General features: G+C 40.2%; 26 protein-coding genes and 1 tRNA gene. 10 read left to right on the forward strand and 17 right to left on the reverse strand.

The window, feature by feature from the left end; translation table 11 throughout:
* Positions 1–25 precede the first annotated feature (25 nt).
* On the forward strand, positions 26–1,216 hold the full coding sequence (locus HBA50_RS06450; protein WP_045499438.1) for a cation diffusion facilitator family transporter: 1,191 nt from the start codon (positions 26–28) through the stop codon (positions 1,214–1,216).
* A gap of 7 nt (positions 1,217–1,223) precedes the next feature.
* On the opposite strand, the gene HBA50_RS06455 is transcribed toward HBA50_RS06450, so the two are convergent.
* From HBA50_RS06455 to HBA50_RS06465, 3 genes are read right to left on the reverse strand one after another with little or no spacing between them, the layout of a single operon-like run.
* Positions 1,224–2,072 carry an amino acid ABC transporter substrate-binding protein gene (locus tag HBA50_RS06455; protein WP_045499435.1) on the reverse strand — a complete coding sequence of 283 codons (849 nt, stop codon included), beginning with the start codon at positions 2,070–2,072 and terminating at the stop codon, positions 1,224–1,226.
* Between the two features lie 10 nt (positions 2,073–2,082).
* Positions 2,083–2,712, reverse strand: coding sequence for an amino acid ABC transporter ATP-binding protein (locus HBA50_RS06460; protein WP_045499432.1), 630 nt, complete (start codon positions 2,710–2,712; stop codon positions 2,083–2,085).
* A gap of 8 nt (positions 2,713–2,720) precedes the next feature.
* Complete coding sequence (locus tag HBA50_RS06465; protein ID WP_045499429.1) at positions 2,721–3,362, reverse strand: amino acid ABC transporter permease; 642 nt, start codon at positions 3,360–3,362, stop codon at positions 2,721–2,723.
* A gap of 444 nt (positions 3,363–3,806) precedes the next feature.
* Between HBA50_RS06465 and HBA50_RS06470 the strand changes: the two genes are divergently transcribed.
* Positions 3,807–4,103, forward strand: a complete 297-nt coding sequence (locus tag HBA50_RS06470; protein ID WP_045499426.1) for a hypothetical protein — start codon at positions 3,807–3,809, stop codon at positions 4,101–4,103.
* On the opposite strand, the gene HBA50_RS06475 is transcribed toward HBA50_RS06470, so the two are convergent.
* Positions 4,092–4,244: a hypothetical protein gene (locus HBA50_RS06475; protein WP_166492637.1), complete on the reverse strand. Its 153-nt coding sequence runs from the start codon at positions 4,242–4,244 to the stop codon at positions 4,092–4,094. The genes HBA50_RS06470 and HBA50_RS06475 overlap by 12 nt on opposite strands.
* Before the next feature lie 57 nt (positions 4,245–4,301).
* Between HBA50_RS06475 and HBA50_RS06480 the strand changes: the two genes are divergently transcribed.
* The 6 genes from HBA50_RS06480 to HBA50_RS10545 all read left to right on the forward strand — a co-directional run bounded on the left by HBA50_RS06480 (position 4,302) and on the right by HBA50_RS10545 (position 8,403).
* Complete coding sequence (locus tag HBA50_RS06480; RefSeq protein ID WP_045499423.1) at positions 4,302–4,991, forward strand: DUF4145 domain-containing protein; 690 nt, start codon at positions 4,302–4,304, stop codon at positions 4,989–4,991.
* A gap of 269 nt (positions 4,992–5,260) precedes the next feature.
* Positions 5,261–6,034, forward strand: a complete 774-nt coding sequence (locus tag HBA50_RS06485; RefSeq protein ID WP_045499420.1) for a helix-turn-helix domain-containing protein — start codon at positions 5,261–5,263, stop codon at positions 6,032–6,034.
* Between the two features lie 166 nt (positions 6,035–6,200).
* On the forward strand, positions 6,201–7,151 hold the full coding sequence (locus HBA50_RS06490; RefSeq protein WP_045499417.1) for an Abi family protein: 951 nt from the start codon (positions 6,201–6,203) through the stop codon (positions 7,149–7,151).
* 161 nt (positions 7,152–7,312) lie between these two features.
* Positions 7,313–7,450, forward strand: a complete 138-nt coding sequence (locus HBA50_RS10535) for an Arm DNA-binding domain-containing protein (protein WP_306452450.1) — start codon at positions 7,313–7,315, stop codon at positions 7,448–7,450.
* A complete protein-coding gene (locus HBA50_RS10540) occupies positions 7,422–8,108 on the forward strand; it encodes a site-specific integrase (protein WP_306452451.1) in 687 nt (228 codons plus the stop codon). The genes HBA50_RS10535 and HBA50_RS10540 overlap by 29 nt, the downstream gene beginning before the upstream one ends.
* A gap of 70 nt (positions 8,109–8,178) precedes the next feature.
* Positions 8,179–8,403, forward strand: a complete 225-nt coding sequence (locus HBA50_RS10545; protein ID WP_306452452.1) for a tyrosine-type recombinase/integrase — start codon at positions 8,179–8,181, stop codon at positions 8,401–8,403.
* Between the two features lie 40 nt (positions 8,404–8,443).
* On the opposite strand, the gene HBA50_RS06500 is transcribed toward HBA50_RS10545, so the two are convergent.
* The 7 genes from HBA50_RS06500 to HBA50_RS06530 all read right to left on the reverse strand — a co-directional run bounded on the left by HBA50_RS06500 (position 8,444) and on the right by HBA50_RS06530 (position 12,147).
* Positions 8,444–8,515 (reverse strand) — tRNA-Arg (locus tag HBA50_RS06500).
* A 40-nt stretch (positions 8,516–8,555) separates the two neighbouring features.
* Complete coding sequence (gene rplS / locus HBA50_RS06505) at positions 8,556–8,903, reverse strand: 50S ribosomal protein L19 (RefSeq protein ID WP_005590628.1); 348 nt, start codon at positions 8,901–8,903, stop codon at positions 8,556–8,558.
* A gap of 118 nt (positions 8,904–9,021) precedes the next feature.
* Positions 9,022–9,348 carry a fluoride efflux transporter CrcB gene (crcB, locus tag HBA50_RS06510; protein ID WP_045499415.1) on the reverse strand — a complete coding sequence of 109 codons (327 nt, stop codon included), beginning with the start codon at positions 9,346–9,348 and terminating at the stop codon, positions 9,022–9,024.
* Complete coding sequence (gene crcB, locus HBA50_RS06515; protein WP_045499413.1) at positions 9,345–9,719, reverse strand: fluoride efflux transporter CrcB; 375 nt, start codon at positions 9,717–9,719, stop codon at positions 9,345–9,347. Before crcB (HBA50_RS06515) ends, crcB (HBA50_RS06510) begins: the two co-directional genes overlap by 4 nt.
* Positions 9,716–9,982: a chorismate mutase gene (locus HBA50_RS06520; protein WP_045499411.1), complete on the reverse strand. Its 267-nt coding sequence runs from the start codon at positions 9,980–9,982 to the stop codon at positions 9,716–9,718. Before HBA50_RS06520 ends, crcB (HBA50_RS06515) begins: the two co-directional genes overlap by 4 nt.
* 219 nt (positions 9,983–10,201) lie before the next feature.
* On the reverse strand, positions 10,202–11,584 hold the full coding sequence (gene sufB, locus HBA50_RS06525; RefSeq protein ID WP_045499408.1) for a Fe-S cluster assembly protein SufB: 1,383 nt from the start codon (positions 11,582–11,584) through the stop codon (positions 10,202–10,204).
* Between the two features lie 122 nt (positions 11,585–11,706).
* A complete protein-coding gene (locus tag HBA50_RS06530; protein ID WP_045499793.1) occupies positions 11,707–12,147 on the reverse strand; it encodes a flavodoxin in 441 nt (146 codons plus the stop codon).
* 105 nt (positions 12,148–12,252) lie between these two features.
* Here HBA50_RS06530 and HBA50_RS06535 point away from each other — a divergent pair, with 105 nt between their 5' ends.
* Positions 12,253–13,188, forward strand: coding sequence for a DHH family phosphoesterase (locus tag HBA50_RS06535; protein ID WP_045499405.1), 936 nt, complete (start codon positions 12,253–12,255; stop codon positions 13,186–13,188).
* A gap of 104 nt (positions 13,189–13,292) precedes the next feature.
* Positions 13,293–13,535 carry a type B 50S ribosomal protein L31 gene (locus HBA50_RS06540; RefSeq protein ID WP_045499402.1) on the forward strand — a complete coding sequence of 81 codons (243 nt, stop codon included), beginning with the start codon at positions 13,293–13,295 and terminating at the stop codon, positions 13,533–13,535.
* A 157-nt stretch (positions 13,536–13,692) separates the two neighbouring features.
* Here the strand turns inward: HBA50_RS06540 and HBA50_RS06545 are convergent, their stop codons facing one another.
* The 6 genes from HBA50_RS06545 to cdaA form a co-directional block, all read right to left on the reverse strand.
* Positions 13,693–13,848, reverse strand: a complete 156-nt coding sequence (locus tag HBA50_RS06545) for a hypothetical protein (protein ID WP_045499399.1) — start codon at positions 13,846–13,848, stop codon at positions 13,693–13,695.
* Between the two features lie 11 nt (positions 13,849–13,859).
* Complete coding sequence (obgE, locus tag HBA50_RS06550) at positions 13,860–15,170, reverse strand: GTPase ObgE (RefSeq protein ID WP_080940880.1); 1,311 nt, start codon at positions 15,168–15,170, stop codon at positions 13,860–13,862.
* 51 nt (positions 15,171–15,221) lie between these two features.
* Positions 15,222–15,350 (reverse strand): DUF4044 domain-containing protein, encoded by a 129-nt coding sequence (locus HBA50_RS06555; RefSeq protein WP_065426516.1) that lies wholly within the window; start codon positions 15,348–15,350, stop codon positions 15,222–15,224.
* 195 nt (positions 15,351–15,545) lie between these two features.
* Positions 15,546–16,898, reverse strand: coding sequence for a phosphoglucosamine mutase (gene glmM, locus HBA50_RS06560; protein ID WP_045499393.1), 1,353 nt, complete (start codon positions 16,896–16,898; stop codon positions 15,546–15,548).
* Positions 16,899–16,927: 29 nt separating this feature from the next.
* Entirely contained in the window at positions 16,928–17,677 is a 750-nt protein-coding gene (locus HBA50_RS06565; RefSeq protein ID WP_045499391.1) for a CdaR family protein, read from the reverse strand.
* The gene (gene cdaA / locus HBA50_RS06570) at positions 17,664–18,521 is read right to left on the reverse strand and encodes a diadenylate cyclase CdaA (protein ID WP_045499389.1); all 858 of its coding nucleotides are present in this window, start codon (positions 18,519–18,521) and stop codon (positions 17,664–17,666) included. The genes HBA50_RS06565 and cdaA overlap by 14 nt, the downstream gene beginning before the upstream one ends.
* Positions 18,522–18,595 lie beyond the last annotated feature (74 nt).

Consider the following 18,595-nt stretch of genomic DNA (forward strand, 5'->3'; position numbering starts at 1 on the left):
AATAATAGTTTAGAAAGGGGCAACCATGAACAATCATCCAAGCGATAATCTCAAACTTGCCGAACGAGGCGCCCTCCTAGCAATTGCTACCTACATTGGCCTATCCGTTACAAAAATCATTGCAGGTGCAGCACTGACATCCTCCAGTTTGACGGCGGATGGTTTCAACAACGTCTCCGATATCGTTGCCAATCTAGCAGTCCTAATCGGCCTGCGCATGGCACGAAAACCAGCGGATAAGGATCACCGCTTCGGCCATTGGAAGATTGAAGATCTGGCCAGTCTGATTACCTCTTTCATCATGTTTTTTGTCGGCTTCAATGTCCTCATTGATACGGCTCAAAAAATCATTAACAAGGAAGAAACCTTGATTGATCCTGTGGGTGCTGTCGTCGGAATTGTATCGGCCATCATCATGTTTGGTGTCTATCTTTACAATAAAAATCTAGCTAAAAGAGTAAAATCCAAAGCTCTGGATGCGGCCGCCAAGGACAATCTCTCGGATGCTATCACTTCTCTGGGCACTTCTGTTGCCATTATTGCCAGCTCCCTGAAATTCCCTATCGTTGATAAGCTAGCAGCCATCGTTATTACGTTTTTCATTCTAAAAACAGCCTATGATATCTTTATAGAGTCCTCTTTCAGCCTGTCAGATGGCTTTGATCAGGACCTTTTAGACGATTACAAGCGCGCTATCCTGGAAATCCCTAAAATCACACGCGTCAAGTCCCAGCGTGGTCGGACCTATGGTAGCAATATCTATCTGGATATTATACTGGAAATGAATCCCGACCTCTCTGTCTTTGAAAGTCACGAAATTGCTGACCAGGTGGAGGATATGCTCAAGGAAAACTTTAGCGTCTTCGACATTGATATTCATATTGAGCCAGCTCCGATTCCTGAAGATGAGATTTTGGATAATGTTTATCAAAAGCTCCTGATGCGTGAGCAATTAGTCGACCAAGGTAGTCAATTGGAGGCACTTCTTTCCTCTGATTTTGTCTACATTTCCCAAGATGGTCGCCAGCTAAACAAAGAGGAATTTCAACTAGAGAGAGCCCAAACTTCTCCCATCAAAAATTTAGAAATTACATCCGTCAGCCAAAAGACCAAGCTGATTCGCTATCAAATCGGGGATGTCATCCATACTAGCCTCTGGCGCCGCCACGAAGTCTGGCAAAATATCTTCCACCAAGAAACAAGAAAAAACAACTAGTTTTCTGCTAGTTGTTTTTATATGCTTTCACTTGGTCTGTCGCAATATCCTCGCCAAACCACTTTTCAGCGATTTTCTGAAATTTCCCTTCTTGGTATAATTTCCCGAAAGCAGCATTTACTTTTTCAACTAAAGTACGGTCCGCCTTTCTAGCCCCGACCGCAAAGTCCTCGCTCTCAAATCCAACGGAAAAGACTGAATATTGATCTAAAATTCCTTCTTCTGTCAGATAATAATTAGCATAAACGCGGTCAATCAAGAGACCATCAATCCGGTCGTTTTGCAAGTCAATCAACGCCTCGTTAAAGCTCTGATACTGAGTAGCTGCATGATTTTTGACAATGGTTTTCAAAATTTCAGGATTGCTTTCAAAAGCTATGTAGCCAGAAGATCCTGCTTGGGCACCCAATACTTTTCCTGCCATATCACTGGCCTGTGAGATATGAGAGGACTTTTTGCTGACCAAAACCTGCTCATTTTTCATATAAGGAATGGTAAATTTCACCTTTTCCATTCTCTCATCCGTTGCGGAATAGCCATTCCAAATGAGGTCTATCGTGCCGTTGGTCAACTCTGTTTCTTTCATATCCCAATCAATCGGCTGCCATTTCACCTCAATCCCATATTCCTTAAAAACAGCATTGGCCAAATCAATGTCAACCCCTGCATAAGTGCCATCTTTTTGCTCAAATCCCATAGGGACAAAGGTATTATCAAAGCCGATTGTAATCTGTTTTTTTTCCTCATACTTGCTCCAGTTATCCAAGCTGGGATCACTAACATTGGAACTACAAGCACCGAGCAGAAAAGTTAGGAGCAAGGTCAAACAGGCCAAAAGAATATTCTTTAGTTTCATCTGGGCCCCCTTATTTTGGTGTGACTTTGAGAATAGAATCCGCAATGTTTTCCGCAAACTGCAAATCATGTGTGACTACAATCTGTGTCATCCCCATTTCCCGATTTTGGAGGATGAGTTTTTCTACTTCCAAGCGTAAGGCAGGGTCCAAGGCAGAAGTCGGCTCATCATAGCCTATAATTTCTGGGTTGATCATCATAGCACGAGCCAAAGCAACCCGCTGTTTTTGCCCGCCTGACAGCGAATAAGGATAGGCCTTGGCATGCTCGGACAAGCCTAAGCGGGCCAATAAGGCCTGCGCCTTCTCTTCAGCTTCTTCTTTGGAAATGTTCATTGTATATATTGGTGATAAGGTCAAGTTTTCCAAGACAGATAAATGAGGAAAGAGCTGAAAATCTTGAAAGACGAAGCCTAGAAGATTGCGCTTTTCAAGCTCTGCGACATCCAAAATCTCTCCATTATAAATCACTTGTCCCGAATCAATTGTCTCCAAACCTGCCAACATACGCAGAAGGGTCGTCTTCCCCCCGCCCGAAGGTCCAACAATGGCCAACACTTGCTTTTCAGGCACAATCAAATTAAAATCCTTTAGAATCTGCTTATCACCAAATTTTTTACTAATATTTCGTAATTCTAACATAATAGCACCTACTTATAATAACTAAATTTCTTTTCGACCTGCTTGGCAATCAAGGTGGCCAAACCGATTAAGAGCAAGTAAATCAAGCCTGAAACAAACATCGGTGCCAGACTGGCATCTCGGTTGGCCGCTGTACGACTGGCCAAAATTAAGTCTGAAATGCCTAAAGCATAAACCAAAGAGGTGTCTTTCACCAAAGTCATAACTTCATTAAAGACACTAGGTAGCACAATTTTTACGACTTGTGGCAAAATAATCAGGCGAACCGTCTGAACAGGTGTAAATTTCAAAACTTTCGCAGCTTCATACTGTCCAGTCGGAATAGAAGAAATTCCTCCGCGGAAGATCTCCGCAAAATAAGCCGCATAGTTTAATGTAAAGGCAATAATCGCTGCAGGAATCCGATCCAGCCGAATGCCTATACTTGGCAACACATAGTAAATAAAGATTAACTGCAATAAAAGCGGCGTCCCGCGCATAATCCAAATGTAAATATGAAGCAGCCATTGCAGAGGCTTCAAGCGAATTTGCATTGAAAATGCCAGCATAATTCCCAAAGGAATCGAAAAAACCAATACCAAAGCAAACACCTGCAAGGTAGTTGCTGCTCCACTTAGAAGACTGGGTAAAATTTCCAAAATATAGCTCATTCTCTTCCTCCTAAATAAATATTATACCATTATAGCAGAATATCAAGGAAATACAAGCAGATATTACAAAAAAGTTATAGCACAAAAATCGAAGTCGAATAAAATTTAAATCCGACCCTCTTTTCAAGAATCGGATTTATTTGACTATGGGGAGCTTCGTGTCGTTTTGGAACCATTCGAAACAACACAGCTCTAAAACACCAATTTCTTTCTGCAAGTTTTTCGGATATTTTTTCCCAAAGCATAGCCGTTTTCTCCTTATCTAGCTTTATTTTTATGCTTTTTATTCTTATATGTGCTATTACACTATATATTGTGTATATTGTAGATTTTTCTCCTTTTTTACACAATATATTGACAAATATTGTTCTTTGGCATATAATATATTTTGACTAGGACCTCTCACCGTTTTAGTCAAAATTTCAACAGAAAGGAGATGAGTCTATGGACACTAATCAAATTTTGATAACTTTTTTAACTTCATGCGTTCCTGCGTTTCTTGTTTATCTCGCAAATAAATATCAAACTGATTCCAAAATAAGAGAATTAAAGGCACAATCTGAAAGCGAATTACAGAGACTTGAAAAAGAGCATGAATTAAAACTGGATGCTTTAAAACAAAGCCAGCAAGTAGATATCACTTCAAAATTCCTTACAGGCGAAGTTGATTTCCAGAATATTGCTAGAGCTATTGATGGCATCACGGAGCTTCAAAAAGCCGTAGATAAGTTACCAAAATAATTTAATGAAAGCGGGGTGCTTACTCTGCTTTTTTAAAATTTTCAAAATCATTGAAAGTCCACAGACTAATCCAGCTAAATACCCTCGCCCATAGTCCGTCCTTAAGAATTTTAATAATTCAATTGCTTCTTCTTCAGTCATATTCTTCACCTCCTTTCAAATATGGTATAATCGAAATCAAATGATTGGAGAAAAATTATGATAATTCGAGCACAAATAAACTCTTCTGTTTCTAGACCTGTAACCGTTGAAGATATCTGTCCAAATTGTAAAAAACCCACCAATCCAGATCTTGTGAACTCTTCTTATTTTTTTCTTAGAGAAGATGAAACAAGCTTGGTATTAACACTTAGATGCTTAGGTTGTAAGCACTTCTGGACAGAGGAGTTTATAGCTACAAGATATTCAATCGATCACTACACCGAGAAATACGAAATCGAGCATATAAAAGTAATTCCTAATCTTCCTAGCGATATACCTATATCTGACGATGTAGAAATAGTTTCTCCAATTGGTAAGCAAATCTATGTCCAAGCACTGAAAGCTGAACATGAACAACTAGACCACATTGCAGGCATCGGATATCGAAAGGCACTTGAGTTTTTTGTTAAAGATTTCTCTATTGTTACGAATCCTGATGATGAAGAAAAAATCACTAAAATGTCATTAAAGCAAGTTATTGAAAAATATATCAAGGATGAAGATCTTAAAACATTTGCACTAGCATCTGCTTATATCGGTAATGACGAAGGTCATTACTATAGAAATAATCCTGATAAAGATTTTAAAGACCTAAAGAACTACCTGCACGGAGTTATTCACTACATGGAAATGAAACTCAATTTTCTTGATGCTCAAGAACTTGTGAATCGTTCAAAGAAATCTTAAAATCTAGTTCATCCAACTTCTCAGCAATATATGTCACGGTCCTCAATATTTCATTGAGGGCTGTTCTTTCTAGTTCGTTCATTTCCCTACTCCTTTCTCTTTTTTGCTCTTGGTTTTTTGTTATTTCCTTAAGCTTGATTTAATTATAATATGATTTTTTCGTATTGTTAATGGTTTTTATCAAAAAATAGGATTTTTTCGTATTTTTGATTGTCTATCAATAAAAAATGATATATAATAGAATTATAAAAAATACGAGGTAATCGTAAATGGATGAAAAAAAACGAATGAAAATTATTGCTGAAAATATTACACACTTTAGAAAACAACGTGGTGTTACCCAAAAAGAGTTGGCTAAAGAAGTTGGAATTACAGCAAGTACTATGACAGACTATATGAAGTTAAGAAGCGCTCCTTCATTTGGTGTTATCCAAAAACTAGCTGATTATTTCGGTGTTAAAAAATCAGATATAGATACCACTTTCAAAGAAGAAGCCTCCTCCCTCCCAGACGCTCCAGATTCGCTCGCGCAGCAGATAATGGACAAAGTAGTACAATTAACCACCCCAAATAAAAGAATCGTTCTACGAACCTCTGAGGAGCTTTGGGAGAGTCAAAAAGCAGGCAGCAAAACTTATAGACAGACAAACGAAGTATCGGAAGTCATTCAGCTTTATAGTTACGACTACTACGACCACCCAGCTTCTGCAGGTACAGGGCAGTATTTGAACGATGTACGAGTGGAACAGATTGAGCTGCCAGTAGATATCGATGCTGACTTTGTTATCCCGATTAAAGGTGATTCCATGGAACCTGACTATCACGATGGTGACCTAGTATTTATTCAGACCAGCGTAGATTTGAATAACGGCGTTATAGGCGTATTCAACTATAACGGCGATGCCTATATCAAGCAGCTTGTCATCGACAAAGACCAAGCTTACTTACACAGTTTAAATCCAGCCTATAAAGACATGCCGATCACACCAGAAACAGACTTCCGAATTATCGGCGAAGTCGTGGATTTGTATAGAGAGAAATAAGAATATTATTTTTTAAAATATTAAAGATTTTATTTAAAAAATAAAAAACAGTTGACTTTTTTAAAAAAAACATTTAGAATGAATTTATTAGAGAAAAAGCGTCGGGATCTCTACGGGGACCGATACGGGAAAACTCCTTCATTCTAAATAGAATGGGGGAGTTTTTTTGAAGCCATTTAAAACAATCGAGGAACAAATCGCAACACTAAAAAGCAGAGGGTTATCCCTTACAGATGAATCTAAAGCAGCTAAGTACCTGCTAAGTAACAATTACTACAATATTATCAATGGATACAGTAAGTTTTTTCAACACCCTGGTACTGACATTTATATTGACGGTGTCACATTTGACGAAGTTTCAAGTCTCTATACATTTGACAAAGATGTAAAACGAGCCATTTTACAAGCTATTCTTGAAGCTGAACACCATATCAAGTCAATTACTGCTCACAGATTCGCCGAAGCCTATCCTGGTCAAAAATACGCCTATCTAAACACCAATTCTTATGCAGATAATAAAATATTAGACGTGGGATTTATTGTATCAAAGCTATCCAAAATCATAAACACAAACAAGCGATACAGAGGAAATTCAATTCACCACTACGCACATACTCATTCAGATGTCCCAATCTGGGTACTAACTGATTATCTAGAGTTTGGAGATTTACGCACGATTGTTGAAAACCTACCGAATTCACTCCAAAATGAAATCGCACGGGATTTAGTAAGTTTTATAAGCACAAACGTACCTAACTTTAACGATGTTTTCCCACCAGAAACCTTGATATCTTTTCTAAAAAATATTAACGAGGTACGAAACAAATGCGCTCACAATAATCGCTTATTAAACTTCAGATGTCGTTCCAATAGTACGTTTTGGGAAACGATTCATAACGAAGAGATCTTGATGGGAGATGACAGTAGAAAAACTGTATATTCAACAATTATTAGCCTTCAATGCTTTATCAGTAGAGCAGAATTCAACATTTTGTGGAATTCTCTTAGAAAGAAAGTTATCAAACTAGAGAAAAAGCTGCCTTCTATAGACATCAATGTAATCAACCAGTCTTTAGGATTTCCTGATGACTGGCACCGTAATGAACCAAGAGTATAAATTAAAACCAGCTATTTCCAAAATGGAAATAATTCAAACAAAAAAGCCCCACGCTCTCAAACTTCGGCGAGTCTGAGCGTGGGGAAAGCTAGTATAGTAAAAGGCATTAAAAAGCCTCTTTTACTATACCTATTTTATCAAAAAATGAGGTGAAAAACAAGATGGCATACTTTAGAAAAAGAGAAAATGGCTGGGAATATCGCATCTCTTATAAAACCCCTGACGGAAAGTACAAGCAAAAATCAAAATCGGGTTTTAAAGACCAAAGCCTTGGCCAATCAAGCAGCTATAGAGGCTGAGAGAGCTCTACAAAACGATATTTATATTGATGATAAGATAACTCTTTTAGATTACTTTAAAAAATGGTCAGAGATACACAAAAAGCCAAATGTTTCAGCTATAACCTGGAAAAGTTATGAGAACACCTACAAAAAGATTAAATTATATTTTAAAGATACAAGACTAAATAAAATAACAAGCAGCATGTATCAAGAAATCATCAACAGATATGCTCAGACACACGCTCAGGAAACCGTAGAAAAATTTAACGTTCATGTCAAGGCAGCAGTTTCTATGGCGGTTTACGAAGGGCTGATTCCTAGAAATTTCTGCACATTCTCAAAAGTCAACTCTCAAAACAAAGGAATTGCAACAGAAACTAAATTTCTTGAGGCTGAGGAGTACCTTAAACTACTTGAGATTACTAGCCAAAAAATAGAATACCAATCCTACTTTATTCTTTATATCATTGCTGTGACTGGAGTTCGATTTGGTGAATGCCTTGGATTTACTTGGGACGATATAGACAAGCAAGCAAAGACCATATCTGTCAATAAAACATGGGATTATCATAATAATACTGGCTTCAAACCCACTAAAACCAAAAGCAGCATCCGAAAAATCCCGCTCGATCAACACACACTATTCTTGCTAGAAAAGTACAAAAAAAATTACTGAGAAAAAAAATGATGAAAATCGCATTTTCTCAAAAATATCTAATAACGGAGTCAATAAGACTCTGAGAAAGATTGTAGGCAGAAATGTCCATGCTCATTCTCTCAGACACACATACGCTTCCTACCTCATTTCTAAGGAAGTAGACCTTATTTCCATTTCCAAAGTTTTGGGCCATGAAAATCTAACAATTACACTGGAAGTCTATACCCATCGTTTAGAACAACAAGAAGAAAAAAATCATAATCGAATAAGAAATATTTTCGAAACTTTTAGGGTGGATTTAGGGCAAATATAACAAAAACCCTTGTTAATCAAGGGTTTTAAGTATTGTTTAATGTCCCCTGCCGGAATCGAACCAGCAACTACTCCTTAGGAGGGAGTTGTTATATCCATTGAACTAAGGGGACTAGAGAAAAACTCTGCCAAGTGACAGAGTCATTTCTGATATTAACGACGGATTTCTTTGATACGCGCTGCCTTACCTTGCAATGCACGAAGGTAGTACAATTTAGCACGACGAACTTTACCGTAACGAACGACTTCAATCTTGTCAACACGTGGAGTGTGGATTGGGAAAGTACGTTCAACACCTACACCGTTAGAGATTTTACGAACTGTGTAGTTTTCTGAGATACCAGCACCTTTACGAGCGATAACGACACCTTCAAAGATCTGGATACGTTCGCGAGTTCCTTCGACAACTTTCGCGTGAACGCGAACAGTGTCACCAGGACGGAATGCAGGGATATCTGAGCGAAGTTGACCTTCAGTCAAGCTTTGGATTAATGGATTCATTTTTTCTCCTATCTTACTAATCTTGTAGTTCTAGACAACAGCGGATTAGCCGTTTTTTTAGTGCATCCATTTATGCACAAAGTATATTATATCAAAATTCTAGCAAAAGTAAAGATTTTTAGATAAAAATTCCTAAAAGAATGGCTAAAAATCCTATAAGGTAAGTCAGCATTAAATAGAGGCTAAACTTTTTCTTATCTGAGAACAGCTCTGCTAATTCCGCATTAAAAGTGGAAAGAGTTGTTAAACCGCCACAGAAGCCTGTTGCCAATATGCTATACAGCTGTTTATTTTGGATATGATTATAAACATATCCAATCACAAAGGCTCCCAGTACATTAGCCATCAAGGTGCCTATTGGCAAAGACGCTCTGCTATTAATCTTAGAAAAAAAGTAACGGACAAGAGCTCCTAGACCGCAAGCAATGAGCAAAAACCAAATCATGCGGTCACCTTCCTTCCAGCCCATAAGGCAATGCAAAGGCTGCCGCCGATACTCAAGGCAAGATATACGATCAATTCTGGATAATGGCCTAAATCCAGCAATTTGAGCGAATCTAATAGAAGACCTGAAAAAGTTGTCAAGCCGCCACAAAATCCCGTCGACAAAGCCAATAATAAACGCTTGGAAACTTGCTTGCGACTGAGATAACCTTTAACCAAATAGACTAACAAGAAAGTTCCTAAGTAGTTGACCAAAAGTGTCGCTAGCGGAAAATGTTCCGTAAATGTGAAAAAGGATGAGCATTGATAACGAAGTAAGCCGCCTAGCATAGCTCCCAAGAAGATTGCTAAAGAATTTTTTACTTCACTCATCTTATTTGCTTCTCCTGAAAAGCACGTGAATGCTTTAGGATGTCCGCAAAGGTCGCAAGAATCGTTTCTTGATAGTCCTTATTTTCAATCTTGCTCGCAACTCTAGCAAAAATCCTTTCTTCTCGTTTAGGATCTGCGACGGCCTTCCCAGTTGATTTTTTAACAGCCACAACTTGGCCGACCAGATTCATGCGTTTCTCCAGTAAAACAACGAGTGCATCATCTACTTGGTCAATTTCCTGTCTAATTTCCTCTAGCTTCATCTACTTCCCCCCTTATATGCTATCTATCATAGCAAAAAATAGTAAAATGTTCTAGTTTTATCCTAAATAAAAAAGGGCCACTGGACCTTAAATTAAAAGAAAACTCGCTTAAGCGAGTTTTTATCCGCAACCTAAAACAGTCCTCAGGACCTTTGGATTAAGGAGAACTCGCAAAAGCGAGTTTTTTATCCGCAGATTAAAAAGGTCCGCTGGACCCTTTTAACCAACTGAGCCTTCCATACTCATGTTGATGAGTTGGTTGAGTTCGACGGCGTATTCCATTGGTAGTTCTTTGGTAATGGGTTCCATAAATCCGTTGATAATCATAGCTGTGGCTTCTTCTTCGCTGATTCCTCGACTCATCAGGTAGTAGAGCTGATCCTCAGACACTTTGGAAACCTTGGCTTCATGTTCTAGCGCGACGTTGGAATTATGGATTTCATTAAAAGGAATGGTATCGGAACTAGACTCACCATCCATCAGAATGGTATCGCACTCGATATGCGATTTAGAGCCAGCGCTATTCTTGCCAAAGCGAACCTGACCACGATAGTCGGTCTTGCCGCCATCCTTAGCCACTGATTTAGAAATTAAGGTACTGGAAGTCTTGGGCGCATTATGAAAAACCTTACAACCCGCATCTAAGTGCTGACCATAGTTGGCAAAAGACATGGATAAAACAGAAGTCCGTGCATTGCGGCCATTAAGAATGCTACAGGGATATTTCATATTAACCTTGCTGCCTAAGTTCCCATCAATCCACTCTAAGGTGCCGCCTTCTTCAACAATCCCCCGCTCCGTTACGAGGTTATAGACATTGTCAGACCAATTTTGAATGGTCGTATAGCGGAAAAAGGCATCCTTTTTGACAATGATTTCGACATTTGCCGCATGAAGACTATTGCTTGTGTAAGTTGGTGCTGTACAGCCCTCAATGTACTGGATAGAACCACCCTCCTCGATAATCATCAAGGAACGCTCAAACTGGCCGGCATTTTCACCATTGATACGGAAATAAGTCTGAACAGGAACTTGGCACTGCACATTCTTGGGCACATAGATAAAAGTTCCGCCGGACCAAACCGCACTATTAAGAGCTGAAAATTTATGCTCAGCATTTGAAATCACAGTACCAAAATACTGCTTGACCAAGTCCGGATATTCCTGCACAGCCGTATCCGTATCAGTAAAGAGAATCCCCAACTTGGCAAATTCTTCCTTCATATTGTGGTAAACCACTTCCGATTCGTACTGGGCCACAGCTCCAGACAGAAACTGCTTCTCAGCTTCTGGAATTCCCAAGCGGTCAAAGGTTTTCTTAATCTCCTCTGGAACTTCATCCCAACTGCGAGCCCGATCTCCGCTTATTTTCTGATAGTAGATAATATCATCAAAGCGAATACCTGATAAATCTGGTCCAAAGTCGGGCATGGGTAGCTTATGAAAAAGTTCCAAAGAGCGGAGGCGATAGTCCAGCATCCACTGGGGCTCATTCTTGATTTCTGAGATTTCTCGAACAACTTCTTCTGTCAGGCCTTTACCAGTTGAAAAGAGTGGCTTTACATCATCATGGAAGCCAAAGGCATAGTCGCGTTCTTTCATAGGAACTCCTCCTTTATCTAAGGGATAACGCTTACCTATATTATACTCCTAATCATGAGAATTGTCAGAAAATAATACTTTAACAAAAGAAAAACGGCCACAGCCGCTCTCCATATGTCATTTTAAACATTACTTACCAACTCTTCCGCAAATGCTTCCAAGCGCTCGATATCATCTTCTTCTGCAGAAAGATCTACTTTGACACATTCTGAACCTTTCACTGCTCCTGTAGCCGCAAAAACAGCATCAAAGTCATCAACAGCCTTGCAGAATTCGTCATAAAAAGTATCGCCTGAACCGACCACTCCGTAGACCTTGCCGGACAAATCCAAACCAGATAAGTCTTCGTAAAAGTCCATCATCTCATCCGGCAGCTCACCGTCACCGTAGGTATAGGTCGCTACAATCGTAATATCCGCTTCCAAGAAATCTTCTGCATCGACAGTGGTACACTCGTCCACTTCAACTTCTACATCTAGTTCTCTTAGCTTATCCGCCACAATATCGGCAATTTCCTCGGTGTTTCCAGTCATACTGGCAAATACAATTTTCGCTAAGGTCATAGTTCCCTCCAAATTATAATCTTCATTCATTATAACACATCTTTTTTATTTTAAAAATAAAAATTCTTGTGCTACAATAACTAGAGAAAGTTTAAGAGGTTTACAATGAGTATCTATAGTAAAATTCTGAAAAAAATGAAGGAATACGATAAAATTATCATCCACCGCCACATGCGCCCTGACCCAGATGCAATTGGCAGTCAAGTCGGCTTACAAAAACTTCTCCAGCTCAACTTTCCTGAAAAATCCATCAAAGTAACAGGTTACGACGAGCCTAGTCTTACTTGGCTAGCAAAGATGGATGAGGTGACAGATGCGGACTATGAGCAGGCCTTAGTAATCGTATGCGATACAGCCAACACTCCCCGCATTGATGATCAGCGCTACAGTACAGGCGACTTTTTGATTAAAATCGACCATCATCCCAACGATGATGCCTACGGAGATTTGCTGCTGGTTGATACTGATGCTAGTAGCACAAGCGAAATTATTGCTCTTTTCGCCTTCGAAAATCACTTAGAAGTAAATGACTATATCGCTAAACTTCTTTATGCTGGCATTGTTGGGGATACAGGGCGCTTCCTCTATCCAGCGACTACTGCACGCACATTTGAGGTAGCTGGCAAACTTCGCCAATACGCTTTTAATTTTTCAGAGCTTTCTCGAAAAATGGACTCCATCACACATCAAGTTGCCAAACTGCAAGGTTATGTTTATGATAATTTAGAAATTGATGAGAATGGTGCTGCACGCGTTATCCTATCTCAGCAATTATTGAAAGAAAATCAGCTGACGGATGCTGATACTTCAGCTATTGTAGCTGCACCCGGACGAATCGAAGATGTCCAGATGTGGGCCATCTTTGTCGAACAGCCTGACGGCCATTATCGTGTGCGGATGCGCAGTAAATTTACTCCAATCAATGAAATTGCCAAGCAACACAACGGCGGCGGCCATCCACTTGCCAGCGGTGCCAATGCTTATTCCAAAGATGAAGTGGACTTAATTTATCAAAAATTAAAAGAAAGTGCAAAAAAGTAAGAAAATCATCCAAAAGACTTGTCAAATCATTTAGAATTTGATAAACTATCAAAGTAACTAATCTATGGCTCGCAAAGAGTCCATGGCAGAAAGGATTTTTTAAAATGAGAAAAGACATTCATCCAGAATACCGTCAAGTTGTATTTATGGACACTACTACTGGCTACAAGTTCCTTAGCGGTTCAACTAAACGTTCAAACGAAACTGTTGAATTCGAAGGTAAAACTTACCCATTGATTCGTGTCGAAATTTCATCAGACTCACACCCATTCTACACTGGACGTCAAAAGTTCACTCAAGCAGATGGACGTGTGGATCGTTTCAACAAAAAATACGGTCTCAAATAAGAAGCGTATTGACATTAAAAAGAATGTTGATACAAAGCCAAATCCGAGAAATCGGATTTGGCTTTTTTTATTTTTCAAATAGAAAATCCTTTGAAATCTGGAATGAGGCAGCATGACTACTGTCACTCATTCCTTCATCTCAAAGGATTGGTTTCAATTATTGATTTTCTTTCAATTTTTCTCGCTCAAGACGAAGTTTGCGATTTGGATTCAGCCGATTAAAGAGTTCTTCCAGCTTTTTTGCATTCCAAACATCTGCTGCTGAGACAAAGTTGCCATTTTCGTCTCGAAAAGATATTGGTTTATCACCCATTACATATCTCCTTAGTCAACAAATTCAAACTCAAAGCTGCCGATACGCACCAAATCTCCGTCCTTGGCACCACGCGCACGAAGCGCCTCGTCAACGCCCATACCGCGCAACTGACGGGAGAATTTCATGATGGACTCATCACGGTCAAAGTTAGTCATTGTAAAGAGTTTTTCTAGTTTATCACCTGAAAGCACCCATGTAGCATCATCATCACGAGAGATTTCGAAGGCTGGTGCTTCTTCATCAAAGCCATAATAAGCCTCGTCTTCCATATCGGATTCTTCATAAAGCAGAAACTCAGGTGTCTTATCCAGCAACTCAGCTGTCGCATCCAAGAGCGTGGCAAGCCCCTGCTTGGTCAGGCTAGAAATAGGGAAAATCTGCGGCAACTCTTCAAATTCGTCATAATTGGCAGCCAGTTTTTTCTTGAATTCTTCCAAGTTTTCTGCGCTATCAGGCATATCCATCTTATTGGCTACAATAATCTGCGGTCGTTCCATCAAGCGCAAATTATAGGATTCCAACTCCTTATTGATCGCAAGGTAATCCTCATAAGGATCGCGTCCCTCACTGGCAGACATATCAATAACGTGCAAAATGACCCGTGTCCGCTCGATATGACGAAGAAACTGGGTACCTAGGCCCACTCCCTGACTGGCTCCTTCGATCAAACCTGGCAGATCGGCTACAGCAAAAGATTCCCCAGACTGAGTACGAACCATACCCAGATTAGGAACAATCGTGGTAAAGTGATAGGCTCCAATTTTGGGTTTGGCTGATGTAATCACACTCAGAAGGGTTGACTTACCAACTGAAGGAAAACCAACCAGACCAACATCGGCCAGCACTTTGAGTTCCAACAGCAATTCTCTTTCCTGACCGGGCTCCCCATTTTCAGAAATTTCCGGAGCAGGATTTTTAGGTGTAGCAAAGCGAATATTGCCACGACCACCACGACCGCCATGCGCTACGATGAATCGTTGACCGTGTTCAATCAAATCCGTAATGACCTTGCCAGTTTCAGCATCACGCACAGTCGTCCCCTGCGGTACACGGACAATCAAATCCTCCGCTCCTCGACCATGCATTCCCTTAGTCATTCCTTTTTCGCCTGATTGAGCCTTGAAATGACGGTTGTAACGGAAATCCATCAGGGTACGCAGTCCTTCGTCCACGACAAAAATAACATCACCACCACGACCGCCATCGCCGCCCCAAGGTCCACCATTGGGTACATATTTTTCTCGACGAAAGGCTACCATGCCATCGCCGCCCTTGCCAGCCTTGACCTGAATCTTGGCTGTATCTAAAAACATACTCATATAAATTCTCGCTTCTTTTTACTCTAAAAAAACGCCTTGCAGCGTTTAGGATTAGAAGATTACGCCGATAGCTTGTGCAAAAATTGCACCAATCGTTACAAGTAACATGATTACCACGACCAGCATTGTCAATTTTTCAAATCCAGTTTTTTTACGTTGTCCGTTATCTCCAAAAGCCACTTTATTACCTCAATTCCTAGATTACTCCCTATATTTTAACACGATTAGCATACTTTTTCAAATATTTACAAGATGAAAAAGAAAAAGAGAGATTTTACTCCATTAGCCAAAGAATCCTAAAGGATATTTATGTAAATAATTTAAAAAGATTGAAGAACTCACTCCAAATAGGAGGCTTCTCCAATCTTTTGACCTTTATTCGATACCAATTTCAGCACGGACAACATTCGCAATTGTGTCCACATAGTAGTCCACTTCTTCGTGAGTTGGCGCTTCAGCCATGACACGCAGAAGCGGTTCTGTTCCGCTTGGACGGACAAGGATACGGCCGTTTCCTGCCATTTCAGTTTCCATTTTTTCAATAATGTCTCTGATGGCTGGTACTTCCATTGACTTATCCTTCATAGCATTTTCGACACGAATATTAACCAATTTTTGTGGGTAAATGGTCACTTCTGCCGCAAGTTCAGACAAGCTCTTGCCAGTTTCTTTCATCACTTTGGTTAATTGTACCGCTGACAATTGACCATCACCAGTGGTATTATAATCCATGATAATGACATGTCCAGATTGCTCGCCACCTAGATTATAACCATTCTTGCGCATTTCTTCTACCACATAGCGGTCACCAACGGCAGTCACTACTTTATTGATGCCTTCGCGCTCCAAGGCTTTGTGGAAACCAAGGTTGGACATAACCGTCGTCACAATTGTATTTTGAGCTAATTGACCTTTTTCAGAAAGATACTTGCCAATGATGTACATAATCTTGTCACCATCTACAATATCGCCATTTTCATCAACGGCAATCAAACGGTCACTATCACCATCAAAAGCGAGACCAATCGCTGCTCCTGACTCACGGACTGTCTCCTGTAAGCCTTCTGGATGAGTAGAGCCTACATTTAAGTTAATATTGAGGCCATCTGGATTTTCTCCGATAACAGTCAGCTGGGCACCCAAATCAGCAAAAATTTGACGGGCACTAGTTGAAGCAGCGCCATTTGCTGTATCGAGGGCAACGTGCATTCCTTCAAGATCTAAACCAGTTGAAACGATATATTGTTGGTACTTACGCAAGCCTTCCGGATAATCCATGACTTTTCCTAGACCTTCTGCACTTGGACGTGGAAGGGTATCTTCTGCTGCGTCCAGCAATGCTTCGATTTCGAGTTCGCGCTCATCATCCAGTTTATAACCATCGCCACCAAAGAATTTGATGCCATTATCGAGAGCAGGATTGTGACTAGCTGAAATCATGACACCCGCACTAGCTTTTTCGGATTTGACCAAGTAGGCAACACCCGGAGTAGCGATCACACCAAGTTTGTAGACGTGAATCCCCACAGAAAGCAGACCTGCAATCAAGGCACTCTCCAACATTTCTCCCGAAATACGTGTATCACGGCCAACAAATACCCGAGGAACTTCACTTTCGTGTTGGCTCAGAACATATCCACCAAAACGACCCAGTTTAAAGGCCAATTCCGGCGTTAATTCCACATTAGCCTCTCCACGAACACCATCGGTTCCAAAATATTTACCCATTTTTAAAATTTTCCTTTCAAATCTTGCATTTATTTACTAGATGAATTCGAACTTGAGCTCGATTTTGAGCTTGACGAATTCGAATGTGTCGTTTTGGTCGTAACTTTCATCGTTGTTTCAAACGGTGTCACAACACTTGGCAAAACATTCCCATTGGCATCCATGGCCTGCAAGGAAGCTGCCCCACTATAATTTCCTGAAATAGTGACATTGCTTGGTAAGACTGCTGCGACATGATTAACTTTTTCCAAAGTTTCTTCATCGCTTGTCACTGTCACTTCTTCGTGCTCCAAGCTCACATTTGTGATAGAAATATCTTCTGCAACCTGACTGCCTGTGATGAGATACTTCACTGGCACTTTCTTGCTTGCTTTTTTACCTATCTTGACTGAAATTTTTTGCGGATTAACCGTAGCAGACAGGCCGCTTGGTAGATTTTCGACTTTCAGCTGCACTTCGACTGTTCCTTCTGATGCATTAGATAAATCCGCTACCACATGGAACTTCCGTGTACTCTCCTGCATTTCGCTACTTAAAGCCACTCTATTAGACCCCGTCAAAACAACACTAGCCTCGGAAGTAAAGCCGCTAATGAAGTACCGTTCGCTATCATACTTGATATCAATCGGGACATTAGAAATCGTATTACTATAAGTTTCCGAGGTCACTTGGCGAATGCTGATACTATTTTGAAAACTACTAGACGTCGCATAAATAAACAAAACCAAAGCAAAAAATATGGAGGAGATAATATAGAGAATTTTTTTACTTTCTTTCATTCTTCCATCCTCCTAGGATACGATTCTTTAGGCTCAATTTCTCATGCTTGTCTGATAAGAGAACTTCCCGCAGTTGTGATTCGAACTCGCTCAAACTCAAGTCATGCTTGAAGACTCCATTATGTGTCGTAGAAATACCACCTGTCTCCTCAGACACAACAAAAGTAAAGGCATCTGAAACTTCTGAAAGGCCAATCGCAGCCCGGTGACGAGTCCCAAATTCCTTGGAAATACCTGTGCTTTCTGTAAGCGGCAAATAGGCACAAGAGGCAGCGATCTTATTATCTTTGATAATAACTGCCCCATCATGCAGAGGCGTATTAGGAATGAAAATATTGATCAACAGTTCCCCAGAGATATCCGCATCCAGAGGAATTCCAGTCGCAATATATTCCTGCAACGTTCGAGCGCCCTGAATAGCCACCAAGGCACCGATCTTACGCGGACTCATGTAAGCTACTGCCTTAACAAAGGCTTGAATCAATTTCTCCTCACTGCTGACTGGCGTGGCTGAAAAAATCTCAGTTGCTCTACCCAGCTTTTCAAGACCAGTCCGAATCTCAGGCGAGAAAATCACCACTGCCGCAATGACCCCGTAGGTAATAACCTGATTGATCAACCATGAAATGGTCGTTAAACCAATGATATTCGCTAAAAACTGTGCCAAGATAAAGAAGAGCACTCCCCGAACCAGAATCATAATTTTGGTCCCAGCAATTGCTTTAGTAAAATGATATAAAATCCAGGTAACTAAAGCAATATCAATAATGTTGATTAAAATATTCCAAGGATTACTGAATACATTAGACCAGTATTGGAGATTGGTTAATTGTTGAAAGTTCATTGCATAGTGGCCCTCCCAGTCAAAAACAAACAGTTCTCAACCATTATATCACTTTTAAGGATATTTTTCTGTAA

Source organism: Streptococcus cristatus ATCC 51100 (assembly GCF_011612585.1).
Taxonomy (GTDB): domain Bacteria; phylum Bacillota; class Bacilli; order Lactobacillales; family Streptococcaceae; genus Streptococcus; species Streptococcus cristatus_H.

Coding starts and splice junctions, on each gene's coding strand:
- HBA50_RS06450 (WP_045499438.1), top strand. CDS start 26: ATGAACAATCATCCAAGCGATAATCTCAAACTTGCCGAACGAGGCGCC.
- HBA50_RS06455 (WP_045499435.1), bottom strand. CDS start 2,072: ATGAAACTAAAGAATATTCTTTTGGCCTGTTTGACCTTGCTCCTAACT.
- HBA50_RS06460 (WP_045499432.1), bottom strand. CDS start 2,712: ATGTTAGAATTACGAAATATTAGTAAAAAATTTGGTGATAAGCAGATT.
- HBA50_RS06465 (WP_045499429.1), bottom strand. CDS start 3,362: ATGAGCTATATTTTGGAAATTTTACCCAGTCTTCTAAGTGGAGCAGCA.
- HBA50_RS06470 (WP_045499426.1), top strand. CDS start 3,807: ATGGACACTAATCAAATTTTGATAACTTTTTTAACTTCATGCGTTCCT.
- HBA50_RS06475 (WP_166492637.1), bottom strand. CDS start 4,244: ATGACTGAAGAAGAAGCAATTGAATTATTAAAATTCTTAAGGACGGAC.
- HBA50_RS06480 (WP_045499423.1), top strand. CDS start 4,302: ATGATAATTCGAGCACAAATAAACTCTTCTGTTTCTAGACCTGTAACC.
- HBA50_RS06485 (WP_045499420.1), top strand. CDS start 5,261: ATGGATGAAAAAAAACGAATGAAAATTATTGCTGAAAATATTACACAC.
- HBA50_RS10535 (WP_306452450.1), top strand. CDS start 7,313: ATGGCATACTTTAGAAAAAGAGAAAATGGCTGGGAATATCGCATCTCT.
- rplS (WP_005590628.1), bottom strand. CDS start 8,903: ATGAATCCATTAATCCAAAGCTTGACTGAAGGTCAACTTCGCTCAGAT.
- crcB (WP_045499415.1), bottom strand. CDS start 9,348: ATGATTTGGTTTTTGCTCATTGCTTGCGGTCTAGGAGCTCTTGTCCGT.
- crcB (WP_045499413.1), bottom strand. CDS start 9,719: ATGAGTGAAGTAAAAAATTCTTTAGCAATCTTCTTGGGAGCTATGCTA.
- HBA50_RS06520 (WP_045499411.1), bottom strand. CDS start 9,982: ATGAAGCTAGAGGAAATTAGACAGGAAATTGACCAAGTAGATGATGCA.
- sufB (WP_045499408.1), bottom strand. CDS start 11,584: ATGAAAGAACGCGACTATGCCTTTGGCTTCCATGATGATGTAAAGCCA.
- HBA50_RS06530 (WP_045499793.1), bottom strand. CDS start 12,147: ATGACCTTAGCGAAAATTGTATTTGCCAGTATGACTGGAAACACCGAG.
- HBA50_RS06535 (WP_045499405.1), top strand. CDS start 12,253: ATGAGTATCTATAGTAAAATTCTGAAAAAAATGAAGGAATACGATAAA.
- HBA50_RS06540 (WP_045499402.1), top strand. CDS start 13,293: ATGAGAAAAGACATTCATCCAGAATACCGTCAAGTTGTATTTATGGAC.
- HBA50_RS06545 (WP_045499399.1), bottom strand. CDS start 13,848: ATGGGTGATAAACCAATATCTTTTCGAGACGAAAATGGCAACTTTGTC.
- obgE (WP_080940880.1), bottom strand. CDS start 15,170: ATGAGTATGTTTTTAGATACAGCCAAGATTCAGGTCAAGGCTGGCAAG.
- glmM (WP_045499393.1), bottom strand. CDS start 16,898: ATGGGTAAATATTTTGGAACCGATGGTGTTCGTGGAGAGGCTAATGTG.
- HBA50_RS06565 (WP_045499391.1), bottom strand. CDS start 17,677: ATGAAAGAAAGTAAAAAAATTCTCTATATTATCTCCTCCATATTTTTT.
- cdaA (WP_045499389.1), bottom strand. CDS start 18,521: ATGAACTTTCAACAATTAACCAATCTCCAATACTGGTCTAATGTATTC.